A 15,974-nucleotide genomic window follows, 5' to 3' on the forward strand; every position below is an offset into this window, starting at 1 on the left:
TGCCGCAGTACATGGGTCCGAAGTCTGGTGACATCAACACGGCGATTCAGAATGGTCTGACCCGTGTGGAGCAGGGCAAGCAGAAGCCTGACGAGGCCTGGACGCAGTCCGTCAAGGACGTCAACGCACTCCTGTGAGCCGGAGGCGGGCCCGGTCATGGCAGCAGCCGTGACCGGGCCCGCCCGCACCGCCGCCTGAAGGGACACCCCCGATGAGAAACCTGATGTACCGCCTGGACGTGAAGGGTTCCCCATACCTTTACATCGTCCCGTTCTTCCTCCTCTTCGCCGCGTTCGGGATCTTCCCGCTGGCATACACCGCGTGGGTCTCCCTGCACGAGTGGAGCCTGTTGTCGGAGACGCACACGTTCCTGGGGTTGCAGAACTACCAGGAGTTGTTCGCGGACGAGTATTTCTGGAACGCGTTGCGTAACACCGCCCAGATCTGGGTGCTGTCGACCGTTCCGCAGCTGTTGATGGCCCTGGTGTTGGCGCACGTGTTGAATCAGCGGTTGCGGGCGCCGACGTTCTGGCGGATGACGGCGGTGCTGCCCAACATCACGTCGGTGGCCGCGGTGGCGATCATCTTCGGGCAGATCTTCGGCAAGGACTACGGCCTGGTCAACTGGATCCTGGAGACCCTCGGCCTCGGGCGCATCGACTGGCAGGCTGGCACGGCGTCGTCGCAGATCGCCATCTCCGTGATGATTCTGTGGCGGTGGACGGGCTACAACGCCCTGATCTATCTCGCCGCGATGCAGGCCGTTAACAAGGACCTGTACGACGCCGCGTCCCTGGACGGCGCGTCCAGCTTCCAGCAGCTGACCCGGATCACCGTGCCCGCGATCCGCCCGACGATCATCTTCACGGTCATCGTCTCGACGATCGGCGGCATGCAGGTCCTGGCCGAGCCGCTGCTGTTCGGCGGCGGTTCGATGACCGGTGGCAGTGACCGGCAGTTCCAGACGCTGTCGCTGTACCTGTACGAGGTGGCGTTCAGCAGGTTCGACTTCGGTTACGCCTCGACTGCGGCGTGGGCGATGTTCGGCATCATCGTGATCGTCGCGGCGATCAACTACTTCCTGACCAGCCGCCTGCGGAGGTCCTGATGACCGACACGTTGACCCGTCCGAAGAGCGCCCCCGAGGCCCCTGTGCCTGCGCCGTCGCGACGCTACAAGGGGTTCGTGGAGCGCCGTCCCGGCAAGCTCACCTACCTGGCCCTGACCGGTCTGGCGCTGTTCTCGGCGTTCCCGCTGTACTGGTCGTTCGTCGTCGGCTCGCACGACAACGGCATCCTCGGCGAGGTCCCGCCGCCGCTGGGCCTGGGCCCGAACCTGTTCGAGAACATCGAGCGCGCCTTCGGCACGATCGACTTCGCCAAGGCGCTGGCCAACTCGTTCATGGTGTCGGGGGCGATCACGATCAGCGTGGTGCTCTTCTCCACGCTGGCCGGGTTCGCGTTCGCCAAGCTGCGCTTCCGGGGACGCAACGCGCTGCTGGTCATGGTCATCGCGACCATGATGGTGCCGACGCAACTGGGCATCATCCCGCTGTACATGCTCATGGCCAAGATCGAGTGGACCGGCACCATGTACGCGGTCATCGCGCCCGGCCTGGTCAGCGCGTTCGGCGTGTTCTTCATGACGCAGTACCTGGGCGAGGCGGTGCCGACCGAGCTGATCGAGGCAGCCCGTGCCGACGGCTGCACCACGCTGCGCATCTTCTGGCATGTGGTGCTGCCGGTGTCGAAGCCCGCCGCGGCGGTGCTGGGCATGCTGACCTTCATGACGGCCTGGAACGACTTCTTCTGGCCGCTGGTCGTGCTCACCCCGGAGGACCCGACCGTGCAGGTCGCGCTGTCCGCACTGGCCAGCGGTTACATCACGGACTTCTCGCTGTCGCTCACCGGAACGATCATCGCGACGGTCCCGTTGCTCATCGTCTTCGTGGCGCTGGGCAAGCACATCATCGGAGGCATCATGCAAGGGGCGATCAAGGGATGACCAGCGTTCTGCCACAGGAGATCGCCGCACCGGCGCGCCTGTCGTTCCCCCAGGGGTTCCGCTGGGGCGCGGCGACCGCGTCGTACCAGATCGAGGGGGCGGCGACCGAGGGCGGGCGCACGCCGTCGATCTGGGACACCATGTCCCGCGAGCCGGGGCGGGTGTACCGCAACCACAGCGGTGACGTGGCCTGCGACCACTATCACCGCTACCGCGACGACGTGCGCCTCATGTCCGAGCTGGGCCTGGGCACCTACCGGTTCTCGGTGGCCTGGCCGCGCATCAAGCCCGACGGCTCCGGCCCGGTCAACCCGCGCGGCCTCGACTTCTACGACCGCCTCGTGGACGAGCTGCTGGCCAACGGCATCGCGCCGATGGTCACCCTCTACCACTGGGACCTGCCGCAGGTCCTCGAAGACCGGGGCGGCTGGACCGAGCGCGACACCGCGTACTACCTCGCCGACCTGGCCTCGGCGACGATCGCCCGGCTCGGTGACAGGGTGGCGACCTGGACCACGCTCAACGAGCCGTGGTGCTCGGCCTTCCTCGGGTACGCCAGCGGCGACCACGCCCCGGGCCGGCGCGAGCCGCAGGCCGCCTACCTGGCCGCGCATCACCTGCTGCTGGGCCACGGCCTGGCCGCGCAGGCGCTGCGGGCGGGCGGCGCGCGCGAGCTGTCCATCACGCACGTGCTCACCCGGGTCAACCCGCAGAACCCGCACGACGCGCACGACCGCGACGCGGCCCGGCTCGTCGACGGCCTGCAGAACCGGATCTGGCTGGACCCGGTGCTGCGCGGGCACTACCCGGCCGACATCCTGCCGCTGTTCGAGCGGTTCGGGGCCGCGGACGCGATCCGCGACGGCGACCTGGACATCATCTCGACGCCGATCGACCTGCTGGGCGTGAACTACTACCAGCCGGCGCTGGTGCGGGCCAAGGTCGGCGCGGTCGGCCAGGCGTCGTATCCGGGCAGCGAGGGTGTCGACTTCCCGGCGCAGGGCCTGCCGGTCACCGGTATGGACTGGCCGATCGACGCCACCGGCCTGTCGGACACGCTGGTCCGGCTGTCTCGGGACTACCCGGGCGCCCCGCTGATGATCACGGAGAACGGCTCGGCGTACCACGACATCCTGGAGGGCGACCGGGTCGCCGACCCGGACCGGATCGCCTACTTCGACGGCCACCTGCGGGCCGTGCACAAGGCCATCGAGCGCGGCGCCGACGTGCGCGGCTACCTGGCCTGGTCGCTGATGGACAACTTCGAGTGGGCGTACGGCTACGACAAGCGCTTCGGCCTGGTCTACGTCGACTACGACACCCAGCGCCGGGTGCCCAAGGACAGCGCCCGCTGGTACACGCAGGTCATCCGGGACAACGGCCTGTGAGCAGCCCGGTCTGAGCGCTGCCGTCCGTCGCGCTCAGGCAGTGTGTCGGTTGGGGGCGACCGTCACACATGAACGCCCCGGCCCGCGAACTCGCGGGCCGGGGCGGCGTGCGTGCGGGTCAGTGCTGCGGGGCGTTCCACATCGCGGCGAAGCCGGCCGCCTCGCCGGTCAGCCAGCGGTCCACGTCCGCGCCCTTGGTGGCCTCGCTCTGGTAGGCGATGCCGCGCCGCACGTCGACCAGCACCGGCTCGGCGTGCGGCAGGATCTGGTCCATGTTCGCGCGCAGCAGGTGCAGCGTCGCCATGATCAGGTCGGCGGTCGGCGGGTCCTCGTCGAAGTGCAGCCGGACCGCCTCGTTGCGGCCGTCGTCGTAGCGCAGCCCGAAGTGGGCGCTGATGCGCACGGGCAGGGAGCCGATCATCGCGAGCGCGTCGTTGGTTCGCGTCACCCGGCAGCCCTGCCCCTCGATGGACGTCAGGTAGCTGGCCGCGCCCGCCGTCAGCGATGCGTAGAGCCGCTGCCAGCGGGGGTCGACGACGTCGTTGACCTCGACCAGGTGGGTGCCGGGCGTGTGCTGGTCGATGTCGGTCTTGAGGGCCTTGATGAGCCGGCTGTGCGGGTTGAACCCGCCTCCGGTCTCGCGCTGCTTGCGCAGCTTGCCGACGAAGGCGGCCTTGGCGGGCCCGGACCGGTCCACGTAGCGGGTGAACGCCAGCAGTGTGGCGTAGGGCAGCAGGGGCTTGGCGGGGGTGTCGGCGACGGTCGCTTGAGGGGTAGGCATGTCGGCTCCGTTCGCAGCTCAGCGATTATTTTTCGTACACACATTCTAATCGACGGCACCGACATTTCCGCCCCTCACTCCTGTCTGATCGGACGCCTTGCGAGCCGTCCGGTCGGCCACTGACGGGACTTTGCGCGCGGCTGCACAATGTGGCGGTGAACCTGCTCAAGCGCTTTACCAACTCGCCCAAGGCGCTGGTCTTCACCTACCTGCTGCTGATCTTGGTGTCCGGCATCCTCTACTGGCTGTTCGAGGAGGGCAAGTCGCCGGGTGACGCGGTCTGGTGGGCGGTGGTCACCGCCTCGACCGTCGGCTACGGCGACAGCTATCCGCTCACCTGGCAGGGCCGGATCCTGGCCGGCTTCCTGATCTCGGTCATGGTGCTGTTCGTGATCCCGCTGATCACGGCGCACTTCGCGAGCAAGCTCATCGTCGACAACGACGCCTTCCAGCACGAGGAGCAGGAAGAGATCAAGAACCAGCTCCGGCAGATCCGCGCGATCGTGGAACGGCTGGCCCCGGCCGACGCCGAGCGGGCGAGTGCCGCGCTGGACGCGGTCGAAGCACGCGAAGACCGCCGCTGACCGCCGTCGGCCGCACGCCGGGGCGACGGCGAGCGCCGGCAGTCGCATGCGGCGATGCTGACGATGCCGGAGGGGCGGCCTGGTGGCCGCCGGTAGCATCGCGCCGGTGTGGGGGCTCGCGGGCTGCCCGCCTGAACCGGTTCGCGAACAGCCTCGGCGCGCTGGAGATCACCGTCGAGGCGCTGGGCGCGGGCCCGTGGCGCCGGACGGCGTTCGACCTGCCCGGTCAGGACCAGCGGGCGCCCGACAGGTCCTGACCGGAAGCAGCGATCTCCGCGACGGGACGGGTCCGCGTCGCATGGCGTGCGCTCTCCGGGCACCGGTTCGGCCTGCGAGAGCCTTTGCCGTGCTTGACGCCGGTGCCGCCGCCTCGGATCCAGGGGCGACACCGGCGATGGAGAGCGCTCTCCACAGCGGAGATGTTACGCGGATGTTGCCGCTCGTCAATACCTGCGTGGAATGAGTCCGAATTAAAGGGTTAGCGCCCACTTTCGGGCCAACGTCGTTGGTGCACAGCGCGATCCGGCGGGCCCGCCGATCCGCTCCAGGCGGCATGAGGGAAACGACAGAACGGTCAAAATGGACGGGACATTGACGGAAGCGCAACCGCGGCGTAACACTGTTGGAGAGCGCTCTCCATCGTACTGCGGTGTGGAGACGCCATGCCCGTCATCGGCCCCGCGGTACGGACCCGTCCGTCCCGGCTCGCCGCACCGTTCCCGGTGCGCCGGGCCCCCATCCTCCGGGAGATTCGATGACATCCATCGGCCAGAGCCGGCCGAGGCGCTCCAGGCTCGCGGGACTCGCTGCCGCGACCCTGCTGGCGTCACTGGTCACCGTCGTGCCCATGCAGTCCGCCCAGGCGGCCGTCACCCTGCTCTCGCAAGGCAGGCCGGCCACCGCGTCGTCCACCGAGAACGGCGGCACCCCCGCCACCGCGGCGGTCGACGGCAACCCCGCCACCCGCTGGTCCAGCCAGTTCAGCGACCCGCAGTGGCTGCGCGTCGACCTCGGTTCCACTGCCGCGATCACCCAGGTCGTGCTGCAGTGGGAGGGCGCTTACGCGACCGCGTACCAGATCCAGGTCTCCACCGACGGCAACAACTGGACCTCGATCTACAGCACCACCACGAGCACCGGCGGCACCCAGACGCTCAACGTCACGGGCAACGGCCGCTACGTGCGCATGTACGGCACGGCCCGCAACGGCGGCTACGGCTACTCGCTGTGGGAGTTCAAGGTGTACGGCGACAACGGCACCACGCCGCCCGCCACCGGATACGTGCTCGCGAACCCGCAGGTCACCGGCGTGACGCCGTCGACCTACAACCCGCCGCACGCATACTTCCACGAGTTCCAGGCCAACTGCGCGACCAGTCACGACCGGCCCGACGACCCGATCGTCTACCCGGGCCTGCCGGGCGCGTCGCACATGCACACGTTCATGGGCAACCGCACCACCAACGCGGCCAGCACGCTCACGTCGCTGAACGCGGGCGGCACGACCTGCCTGGCGCCCGGCGACAAGTCCGGGTACTGGATGCCGACCATGTACAACGGCACCCAGGTCGTCAATCCGGTCGGGCCGCAGGTCATCTACTACAAGACCGGTGTCAACGACTACACCAGCGTCCGGCCGTTCCCGCCGGGCCTGCGTTTCGTCGTCGGCAGCCCGAACGCCACGGCCGACCAGTTCATGTTCGGTTCGGTCGAGGGCTGGGAGTGCGGCGAGAGCTACCACAACGCCGACTTCCCGGCGTACTGCCCGGTGGGCACCCAGGTCAACGTCCGCTACCAGGCCCCGAGCTGCTGGAACGGCCTCTACCTGGACACCCCCGACCACAAGAGCCACATGGCGTACCCGGTGAACCTGGTCTGCCCGACCAGCCACCCGGTGGCGCTGCCGATGATCGAGTTCAAGATGGCGTTCCCGGCCAGCGGGGACATGTCCCAGGTGCGGCTGTCGAGCGGGCGGGGCTACTCGTTCCACTACGACTTCTTCAACGCCTGGGACCCGGCCACCCAGGCCGCCCTGGTCAACCACTGCGTACGCGGTGGCCTGCAGTGCAACGCCCGCGGCTACGACGAGACCCAGCCCGGTCGCGGCGCTGCCCTCAACGCCAACTACCAACTCCCGTAACCGCACCATGGCCGGCCCCGACATGGCGGGGCCGGCCGCCCCCAAGATCATCCGACTTGCCTGGCAACCGGTCGTATCGCGGGTCAAGATACGCCCACCTGCCAGGCAAGTCCGACGATCTTGCGCGGGCGCGGGCGCGGGCGCGGGCTCGGGTCGGGTCGGGTCGGGGTGGCCCGGTCCACGTCGGCGATCGGCGGGATCGGCGGGCGGGCGCACGCCTGGAACACTGGGCGACATGCGCGTGGGGATCCTGGGTCCGCTGGAGGTGCACCTTGCTGGGGAGCCGGTCGAGGTGGCCGGGGCCCGGCTGCGCGCGTTGCTGATCCGGCTGGCCGTGGACGCGGGGCGCACCGTGCCGGTCAGCGGGCTCGCCGACGCGCTGTGGGGCGAGACGCTGCCCGCCGATCCGGCCAACGCGGTGCAGACCCTGGTCTCGCGGCTGCGCCGGGCGCTGCCCGACGGCGCGGTCAGCTTCGGCCCCGGCGGCTACCGGCTGGAGATCGTGCCCGAGTCCGTCGACGCACTGCACTTCGAGGACTTGGCCCGGCGCGGCCGTGCGGCACTGGCGGCCGGGCACCCCGCGGAGGCGGCCGAGCTGCTCGGGCGGGCCCTGGCACTGTGGCGCGGCGACGCGCTCGCCGAGGTCGCCGAGGTGGCGTATGCCGGCGCGGCGGCCGCGCGGTGGGGGGAGCTGCGGCTGCTCGCGATCGAGGACCGGATCGAGGCGGAGCTGGCGGTGGCCGCGCCCGACCGGATGGTGCCGGAACTGGAGCGCCTGGTCGCCGACCAGCCGCTACGGGAGCGCCCGCGAGCGCTGCTGATCCGGGCACTGCACGCCGCCGGGCGCACCGCCGACGCGCTGGCCGCCTACGAGGGCTTCCGGGGGCGGCTCGCCGGGGAGCTGGGCGTCGACCCGTCCGCCGAGCTGCGGCAGCTGCATCTCGCCGTGCTCCGCGACGAGCCCGCGGCCCGGACCTCCTTCACGCCGCCCGGCACGGCCCAGACCTCGTCCGGGTCGCCCGGCACCGCGCTGACCTCCTCCGGGTCGCCTGGCATGGGGTGGCCCTCGTCCGAGCCGCCCGGAATGGTGGGAACGTCGTCCGAGCAGCGCAGCGCGTTCGCGACCGGCGCTCCGGCTCGTCGGGACAACCTGCGCACCGCGCTGACCAGCTTCGTCGGGCGGGCTGAGGAACTGGACCGCATCGCGCGCCTGCTGGCCGGCAGCCGGCTGGTGACGCTGGTCGGGCCGGGCGGCGCGGGCAAGACACGCCTCGCGGTCACCGCCGCCGCGCGGCAGCGCAACGACGACCCCGCGCTGCGGGTGTGCCTGGTCGAGCTCGCGCCCGTCATCGACCCGCTGACCCTGGTGCAGGCACTGCTCGGCGCGCTCGACCTGCGCGAGTCGGGATTCGGCGACAACGGCCAGCCGGTGCTGCCCCGCGACGCGATGTCGCGGCTGGTCGATGCGCTGTCCGCCGAGGACGTGCTGCTGCTGCTCGACAACTGCGAGCACCTGGTCGAGCCGGTCGCGACGCTGGCCGAGGAGCTGCTCACCCGCTGCCCGCGGCTGCGCGTGCTGGCCACCACCCGCGAGCCGTTGAACATCCTCGGTGAGGCTTTGTGCCCGGTGCCGACGCTCGCCCTGCCCGAGCCGTCGGCGGGCGTGGCGGACGCGCTGGCGTACCCGGTGGTGCAGTTGCTGCGCGACCGCGCCGCCGCGGTGCGGCCGGACTTCGCGGTCACCGACGACAACGTCGCCGACGTGGTCGAGATCTGCCGCCGCCTCGACGGGCTGCCGCTGGCCGTCGAGCTGGCCGCCGCCCGGCTGCGGTTCATGTCCCCGGCGCACCTGGCCGACCGGCTCGGCGACCGGTTCCGGCTGCTGACCGGCGGCAGCCGCACCGCGATGGCCCGCCACCGCACCCTGCGCGCCGTCGTCGCGTGGAGCTGGGACCTGCTGCAGGAACCGGAACGCCTGCTCATCGAACGGCTCGCCGTGTTCCCGGCCGGGGCGACCGTCGACAGTGCGGTCGGCGTGTGCGCCGACGCCCTCGTCCCGGCCGCCGACGTCGCGGACCTGCTCGACGCGCTGGTCGACAAGTCGCTGCTGCAGGTCACCGGTGACGGCGAGCTCCGCTACCGGTTGCTCGACACCATCCGTGAGTACGGACTGGAACGGCTGGCCGACACCGACCTGCCCCGGGTGCGGGCCGCGCACACGGCGTACTTCCTGGAGCTCGCCGAGCAGGCCGAGCCGCACCTGCGCGGGGCCGAACAGCTGCACTGGATCCGGCTGGTGTCCACCGAACGCGACAACATGCTGGCCGCGCTGAACGCCGCCGTCGACGCGGGCGACGCCGACACCGCGGTGCGCCTGGTCGCCGCGCTGGGCCTCTACTGGACCGTGCTCGGCGCGAACGCCGAGGCCGCGAGCTGGCTCGGGCAGGCCCTCGCGGTGCCCGGCGAGGCGCCCGGCCCGCAGCGGGCCGTCGCCACCGCGTTCTACCTGATCAACACCGCGAACACGGACCAGCCCGGCGACGGCACCGAACTGATCAAGGAGATAGGCCGGCTGGCCGGCAGCCTCGACCCGGCCTGGGACCATCCACTGCTGGCCCTGCTGGAGCCGGTCGCGGCGATGCTGACCGACGACACCGCCGCCGGGCTCGCCGCGATCGAGCGCAGGCTGTCCCACGCCGACCCGTGGGTGCGGTCGATGCTGCGCATGTCGCGGGCGTTCATCGCGGACAACGACGGTGACGGGCAGGCCATGTACGCCGACCTGCTCGCCGCCGTCGACGGCTTCCGCGAGGTGGGCGAGCGCGGTGGGCTGTCCATGGCGCTGACCGCGCTCGGCGAGGCCAGGTCGAACCGCGGCGACTTCGACGGCGCGGTGGCCGCGATCACCGAGTCGATCGAGCTGACCCGGGAGCTGTCGGGCACGGACGACACCGAGTACCAGCGGGTGCGGCTGGCCGTGGTGCACGGGAACCGGGGCGAGGTCGCCGTGGCCGAGTCGATGCTGGCCGAGATCGCCGAGCACGGCTCGACCCGGCACGTGTGCGGCGCCCGCCTGGGTCTGGGCGAACTGGCTCGGCACCGCGGCGACCTGGCCGAGGCGACCCGGCAGTACGGGTACGCGCTGGCCCAGCTCAGTGATGCTGTGATGGCGTCACCGCAGTTCCGCGCGCTGATCATGACCGCCAAGGCGCACTTGGCCGTGGCGACCGGCGATCTTCAGGAGGCGACGGCCTGCCTGGTCGAGGCATACGCGGGTGCGCTCACCGTGAAGGACATGCCGGTGGTGGCCCGGGTCGGGGTCGGCGTGGCGGACGTGTGGCGGGCGCGCGGCGACCGGACGCGGGCGGCGCTGGTGCTCGGCGCGGTCGAGGCGCTGCGCGGCAGCCCCGATCTGGCCAGCCCTGACGTGGTCCGCCTGACGGCCTGGCTGACCGCGGACCCCGCTCTCGCTGCGCCCTTCGCCGAGGGCCGCCTGCTGGACCACGCCGGATGCCTCGACGCCGTCGACCCCCACCACCTCAACTGATCCCCGGTTCTCGCTGGTCGGGGGCATGCGCCGATCCTCCACCATCCACCGTGGAGACCTGGTCTTCCTTCTGTGAAGGGATGGGAAGGGCACCTTCTACGACGCGGAGCGTGGTGAAGGTGCCCTTCCCACGCCTAGGTGCGGCGGCGGTAGGCGCGGACGGCGAGGGGGGCGAAGACGGCGAGCAGGCCCAGCGACCACAGCAGTGTGGACGTGATCGGGCCCGCGATGGGGCCGCCGAGCATGAGGCCGCGGGCCGCTTCCATGACGTCGGTGACCGGGTTGAGTTTGACCCAGGCCTGCAGCCAGCCGGGCAGGGTGTCGGTGGGGACCATCATGTTGGTGCCGAAGGTCAGCGGGAACATGATCAGGAACGAGATGCCCTGCACCGCGCCGGGCTCGCGGACCAGCATGCCGATCAGCACCGAGGTCCAGCTCAGGCAGAACGAGAAGACCAGTACTAGCAGGCAGGCGGCCAGGCCCAGCAGCGGGCCGTTGCCGAAGCGGAAGCCGAGCGCGGTGCCGAAGCCGATCAGCACCACCATCGCGACCACGAACCGGATCACGTCGCCGAGCACCGCGCCGATCAGCGGGGCGGAGCGGGCGATGGGCAGGCTGCGGAAGCGGTCGAAGACGCCCTTCTTGATGTCGCTGTTGAGGTTGACGCCGATCGCGGTCGAGGCGAACATCGCCGTCTGCACCATGATCGCCGGAAGCAGGAACTGCAGGTACGCGTGCTGCGAGCCGGCGACCGCGCCACCCAGCAGGTACACGAAGATGACCACGAAGATGACCGGCTGCAGGGTGACGTCGAGCAGCTGCTCGGGGGTGCGGCGGGTCTTGGTCAGGCTGCGCGCGGCCAGCGCGAGGCTGTGCCGGATCAGGCGGAACGGACGCCGGGCCGGGGCCGTGGCGGCCACGGCCGGGGCGGGCGGGGTGAGGGTGGCGGTCATACGCCGGCCTCCTGGCGGTCGTCGGCTCCGTGGCCGGTGAGGGTGAGGAAGACCTCGTCGAGACTGGGCAGGCGCAGCGACAGCTCGGTCATGGTGATCCCCGCGGCGGCCAGTCGGCGTACGGCCTCGGTGAACGCGGTGTCGTCCGGCACCGGCACGGTGAGCACGCCGCGGCTGGGCGACTCGGGCTGGTGGCCGGAGACCGCGGCGAGGATCTGCCCGGTGTCGCCGAGGCGGGCCGGGTCGGCGGGGCGCGCGGCGATGGTCTGGCCGCCGACGATGCGCTTGAGGTCGGCGGGGGTGTCGTGGGCGATCACCCGGCCGTGGTCCATCACCGTGATCTCGTCGGCGAGCGCGTCGGCCTCCTCCAGGTACTGCGTGGTCAGCAGGACCGTGGTGCCGTCGGCGACCAGCGCGCGGACCATGTTCCAGACGTCGTCGCGCTTGGCCGGGTCGAGGCCGGTCGTCGGCTCGTCGAGGTAGATCACGTCGGGGCGGCCGACCAGGCTCGCGGCGAGGTCGAGGCGGCGGCGCATACCGCCGGAGTAGGTGCGGGCGGGCCGGCCGGCGGCCTCGGTGAGGTCGAAGCGGGCCAGCAGTTCCGCGGCGCGGACCCGGGCGTCGGCGGTGCGCAGGTCCATCAGGCGGCCGATGAGCAGCAGATTCTCGGTGCCGGTGAGGTCGTCGTCGACGGAGGCGTACTGGCCGGTCAGCCCGATGCGGCGGCGCACCTGGTCGGCGTCGCGGACCACGTCGTAGCCGCCGACCACGGCGCGGCCGGCGTCGGGGCGCAGCAGCGTGGCGAGCACGCGTACCGCGGTGGTCTTGCCCGCGCCGTTGGGGCCGAGCACGCCGAGCACGGTGCCCGGTCGGGCGGCAAGATCCACGCCGTCCAGCGCGATGGTCTTGCCGTACCGCTTGACCAGGCCCTCGGCCTGGAAAGCGTAGGTCATGATCGTTTCCTTCCCTGGTCTGACGGGACCAGGGTGCGCGGAGCCGCTGGCAGGGCGCGCACAGCTCGCTGGCACGCGCGCACACCTTGGGCACACGGCGGCCGCGGTGCTACCGTCGACAACCCCTGAACCCCGAGGTCAGCCCATGTCTCACCGTTGCGGCAAGCACGTCCTCCTGTCCGCCCCCGCCTCCCCGCGCTCCGGCTGGGTGGCCTGCGCGGTCCACCGGATGGGCGACACCCAGCTCGACCACATGTTCGGCCGCATCGTCGGCCTCGAATTCCACGGCGAAGAGGTCCTCGCCTTCGGCTGGATCATCCACCACGCCATGCTCGACGACCCCCACGCCGCCTGATCTCCCTGCACCGCTCCACGCGCTGCGCGCTGCAGTTTCGGGGAAAGTGCGGCTTCGGCGGCGCTGATTCGTGCACTTTCCCCGAAACTGCAGCCAATTTCCCCGAAACCGCAGCGCGGGTCGGGGAAGACCCGTCCCCGGCGCTCACGTGGGGGGCGGCGCCGGGGACGGGTGGTTCGGTCAGGAGGCGTAGGCCTCCAGCTCGGAGAGCTGGCCGGCGGGCCAGCCGGTGTTGCCGGTAAAGACCACGCGGACGTACCGGGTGGGGGTCACCGTGAAGGTGATCGTGACCGTGTTGCCCATGCTCGGGTTGAAGGTGTAGGTCGCCGAGGGGACCAGGGTGCGCCAGGTGGTGCCGTCGTCGCTGCCCAGCACGGACAGGGTCTGGCTGCGGGTGGCCCAGGAGGCCGGGGCGGGCAGTTTCAGCACCAGCCGGGACACCGCGGTGCTCGACCCGAGGTCGACCTGTGCCCACTGCGGCCAGGCGTTGTTCGGGCTCTCCCAGTAGGTGTCGCGGTTGCCGTCGGTGATGTTGCCCGAGCCGTACGACTGGACGTGGCCGCTTTCGGCGGTCGGCCGCCCGGCGGCCAGGTTCACGTTGCCCGCCGGGTCGGTGGTGACGGTGACCGCGTTCGACGGCCCGGAGACCAGGCCGGCGGCGTCCTGCGCCGTGACGGTGAACGTGTGCGTCGAGCCCGCGGCCAGCCCCGACACGGTGAACGACGTGCCGCTCGCGGTGCCGACCTGGGTGCCGTTGCGCAGCACCCGGTAGCCGGTGACACCGACGTTGTCGGTGGACGCGGTCCAGGCCAGCGACACCGAGGTCTGGGTCTTGCCGGTGACGGTCAGGTTGCCGGGCACGCTAGGCGGCTGGGTGTCGACGATGCCGCCCCCGTACACCTCGAATTCGGAGACCTGGCCCGCGGGCCAGCCGGTGTTGGACGTGATGGTCAGGCGCACGTAGCGCACCGTGGCCGAGGCCGCGATGGTTACGGTGTTGGCCGTGGCCGGGTCGAACAGGCGACCGGCGGCGGCCGACAGGGGCTGCCAGGTCACGCCGTCGGTGGAGCCGTGCACGGCGATCTGCTGGGTGCGTGCACCCCAGCTCGGCGGGAGCTTCAGCGCGACCCGGGTGACCGGCAGCGCGCTGCCCAGGTCGACGGTCAGCGTCTGCGGGAACGCGTTGTTGACGCTCTCCCAGTAGCTGCCCGCGTTGCCGTCGACGGCGTTGCCGGGCGGGAAGCCGCCGTTGGCGCTCGACGCGACGACGGGGCGGTTCAGGGCCAGGTTGACGGTCGGCGACGCCGGGTCGGTGGTGACGGTGACCGTGTTGCTCGGGCCGGAGATCGCCCCGGCGGCGTCGCGGGCGCGTACGTAGTAGGAGTAGGTCGTGGCCGGGGTGAGGCCGTTGAGGGTGACCGAGGTGCCGGTGGGGGACGCCACGACGTTGTCGACCGCGCCGAGCTCCTGATAGACGGTGTAGCCGACGACGCCGACGTTGTCGGTCGACGCGGTCCAGGACAGCGAGACGCTGGTCGCGGTCTTGCCGGTGACGGTCAGGTTGCCGGGCACGGTCGGCGGCACGATGTCGCCGGGGCCGGACCGGTTGGCGAACTCGGTGGCCCAGTAGCGGGTCCGGGTCAGATAGGCGGTCTCGGCGGCGGCGCCGGTCAGGCCGTACGCCCCGTCGTAGGTCTGGTAGCCGAAGCCCCCCGGTGGGGTGGCGTGCGCGGGTTCGATGGACGAGCCCTCGTGCCACTCGTTGAACGAGGTGATCGACACCCAGTCGGGCAGGCCGCCGGTGGCGGGGTTGAGCGCGTTGTTCCACTGCAGGTCGTAGGTCGCCCCGTTGGCACGGCCCACGGTCGGCGTGGTGTTGCCGGGCACGGCGCGGTCGTCGAGGTAGCCGGGTGCGACCGACGGCGCCCAGATCAGGCCGTTGGCCTCGCAGAAGGCGCTCGCGTTGGCCCAGCCCGGTGCGGTGGAGCCGGCGATGCCGTCGTAGGTGTACATGCCGCCGAAGTGGGCGACCTTCGAGGTGTCCGTGGTCTGCGCCAGGATGATGTTGCTGCCCTTGAGCGGCGCGATCGCCGACCAGTCGCTGATCAGCAGGCTCTCGAAGACGTAGAACGCGGGGCGGTTGCCGTGCGCGGCGTCGCGGTAGTAGGCGGGGCTGGCGCCATACCGTGTGTTGAGGTAGTTGACGTCGGCGACCGTAGAGGCGGCGGTGCGCCCGGCGTAGGGCTCCAGGTGCCAGGCGACCTTGAGACCCTGCGCGGCGGCGGCGGCCAGCACGCCGGTGGCCAGGTTGTCCTCGTAGGAGTTCTGCCCCCACCAGCTGTAGACGAGCACGCCCGCGCCGGACTGACGGATCCACTGCATGTGCTGCGCGACCGCGCCCGCGTAGTCGCCGGAGTCGTACGCGCCGAGCTTCGGGTACAGGTTCGCGCCGACGTCGGCAGGCGGGGTGTGGCCGCCCTGCTGCCAGTGGCGGTACTGGCCGTACACCGCCGGGTTGCCGTACCAGGAGTAGTAGAAGACGTGCACGTTCGGCGACGGTGGCGGGTCGGCGGCCGACGCGCCCTGCGGCGCTGCCGTGAGCCCGGCGGCCACCACCAGCGCGGCGAGCACCACGCGTAGTGGTCGTGCCCAGACGGACATGACGGTTCCTCTCCGTAACGAGGTCGGGACGGTGCTGTTGCCCCGGAGCGCCTGCGGCGCGGCCGAGGGAGCGGTGTAGGCAAAACCTTAGATACGTGTTCGCAAAAACTCTAGAGTTGCGTGCAAGTTTGCAATGCCAATCGAAACGTTGCGGACGGTGACGGCGCAACGGTTGCTGTCGCAACTGGCGTGTGGGACGGGCTCGCCGGGTCTGCGGGCCGCCCCTGCTCATCCGCGCGTGACGATGCGCCCCGCCGTCCAAAACGGAGACTGCCGAGATCAGTGGTCATGAGTGGACGTCACCGGCGGTGACCGGCCCTGGTCGCGGACGGGTCGTGGCCGTACGCACAGGAAATGATCACTGTCCGTCCTCACCCGACGGTTGCTACGTTTTTTGCATTGCACTGTGGACTTCTAACTACCAAGGCTCTAACGTTTTGCTACCACAGTCAGAAACACCGATGACTTGAGCTCGAAACAGTGCTTCAGGTGGCAGGTGGCTCCTCGGCCGTGGCGGCGTGTGCGCGCGAGCTGGCACGTCGCCGCAATCCGCTCCGGCCGGGTCGCCTTCCGCACCACGGGGTGGCCGTCGTTCGCGACGGCGACCG

11 protein-coding genes are annotated in these 15,974 nt (G+C 70.9%); 7 read left to right on the forward strand and 4 right to left on the reverse strand.

Annotation, left to right across the window (positions count from 1 at the left end; translation table 11 throughout):
* Positions 1 to 211: 211 nt before the first annotated feature.
* Genes F9C41_RS04950 through F9C41_RS04960 form a run of 3 tightly spaced genes read left to right on the forward strand, consistent with a single transcriptional unit; the run spans position 212 to position 3,392 of the window.
* Positions 212 to 1,108 (forward strand): carbohydrate ABC transporter permease, encoded by an 897-nt coding sequence (locus tag F9C41_RS04950; protein WP_155385475.1) that lies wholly within the window; start codon positions 212 to 214, stop codon positions 1,106 to 1,108.
* Positions 1,108 to 2,004: a carbohydrate ABC transporter permease gene (locus F9C41_RS04955; protein ID WP_155385476.1), complete on the forward strand. Its 897-nt coding sequence runs from the start codon at positions 1,108 to 1,110 to the stop codon at positions 2,002 to 2,004. Before F9C41_RS04950 ends, F9C41_RS04955 begins: the two co-directional genes overlap by 1 nt.
* Positions 2,001 to 3,392 carry a GH1 family beta-glucosidase gene (locus F9C41_RS04960; RefSeq protein WP_155385477.1) on the forward strand — a complete coding sequence of 464 codons (1,392 nt, stop codon included), beginning with the start codon at positions 2,001 to 2,003 and terminating at the stop codon, positions 3,390 to 3,392. Before F9C41_RS04955 ends, F9C41_RS04960 begins: the two co-directional genes overlap by 4 nt.
* Before the next feature lie 118 nt (positions 3,393 to 3,510).
* On the opposite strand, the gene F9C41_RS04965 is transcribed toward F9C41_RS04960, so the two are convergent.
* A complete protein-coding gene (locus tag F9C41_RS04965; RefSeq protein WP_155385478.1) occupies positions 3,511 to 4,173 on the reverse strand; it encodes a hypothetical protein in 663 nt (220 codons plus the stop codon).
* 155 nt (positions 4,174 to 4,328) lie between these two features.
* On the opposite strand from F9C41_RS04965, the gene F9C41_RS04970 reads away from it, so the two are divergent.
* The 3 genes from F9C41_RS04970 (at position 4,329) to F9C41_RS04980 (ending at position 10,444) form a co-directional block, all read left to right on the forward strand.
* Entirely contained in the window at positions 4,329 to 4,757 is a 429-nt protein-coding gene (locus F9C41_RS04970) for a potassium channel family protein (RefSeq protein WP_230689326.1), read from the forward strand.
* Positions 4,758 to 5,511: 754 nt separating this feature from the next.
* Positions 5,512 to 6,897, forward strand: coding sequence for a DUF1996 domain-containing protein (locus F9C41_RS04975; RefSeq protein WP_155385480.1), 1,386 nt, complete (start codon positions 5,512 to 5,514; stop codon positions 6,895 to 6,897).
* Positions 6,898 to 7,132: 235 nt separating this feature from the next.
* Positions 7,133 to 10,444, forward strand: coding sequence for an AfsR/SARP family transcriptional regulator (locus F9C41_RS04980; RefSeq protein WP_155385481.1), 3,312 nt, complete (start codon positions 7,133 to 7,135; stop codon positions 10,442 to 10,444).
* A gap of 134 nt (positions 10,445 to 10,578) precedes the next feature.
* Here the strand turns inward: F9C41_RS04980 and F9C41_RS04985 are convergent, their stop codons facing one another.
* Both F9C41_RS04985 and F9C41_RS04990 read right to left on the reverse strand, forming a co-directional pair.
* A complete protein-coding gene (locus tag F9C41_RS04985; protein ID WP_155385482.1) occupies positions 10,579 to 11,397 on the reverse strand; it encodes an ABC transporter permease in 819 nt (272 codons plus the stop codon).
* Entirely contained in the window at positions 11,394 to 12,350 is a 957-nt protein-coding gene (locus tag F9C41_RS04990; RefSeq protein WP_155385483.1) for an ATP-binding cassette domain-containing protein, read from the reverse strand. The genes F9C41_RS04985 and F9C41_RS04990 overlap by 4 nt, the downstream gene beginning before the upstream one ends.
* 145 nt (positions 12,351 to 12,495) lie before the next feature.
* Between F9C41_RS04990 and F9C41_RS04995 the strand changes: the two genes are divergently transcribed.
* Positions 12,496 to 12,705, forward strand: coding sequence for a hypothetical protein (locus F9C41_RS04995; protein WP_155385484.1), 210 nt, complete (start codon positions 12,496 to 12,498; stop codon positions 12,703 to 12,705).
* A gap of 180 nt (positions 12,706 to 12,885) precedes the next feature.
* Here the strand turns inward: F9C41_RS04995 and F9C41_RS41085 are convergent, their stop codons facing one another.
* Positions 12,886 to 15,366, reverse strand: coding sequence for a discoidin domain-containing protein (locus tag F9C41_RS41085; protein ID WP_230689327.1), 2,481 nt, complete (start codon positions 15,364 to 15,366; stop codon positions 12,886 to 12,888).
* Positions 15,367 to 15,974 lie beyond the last annotated feature (608 nt).

Source organism: Catellatospora paridis (assembly GCF_009720365.1).
In the GTDB taxonomy this organism is placed as follows: domain Bacteria; phylum Actinomycetota; class Actinomycetes; order Mycobacteriales; family Micromonosporaceae; genus Catellatospora; species Catellatospora paridis.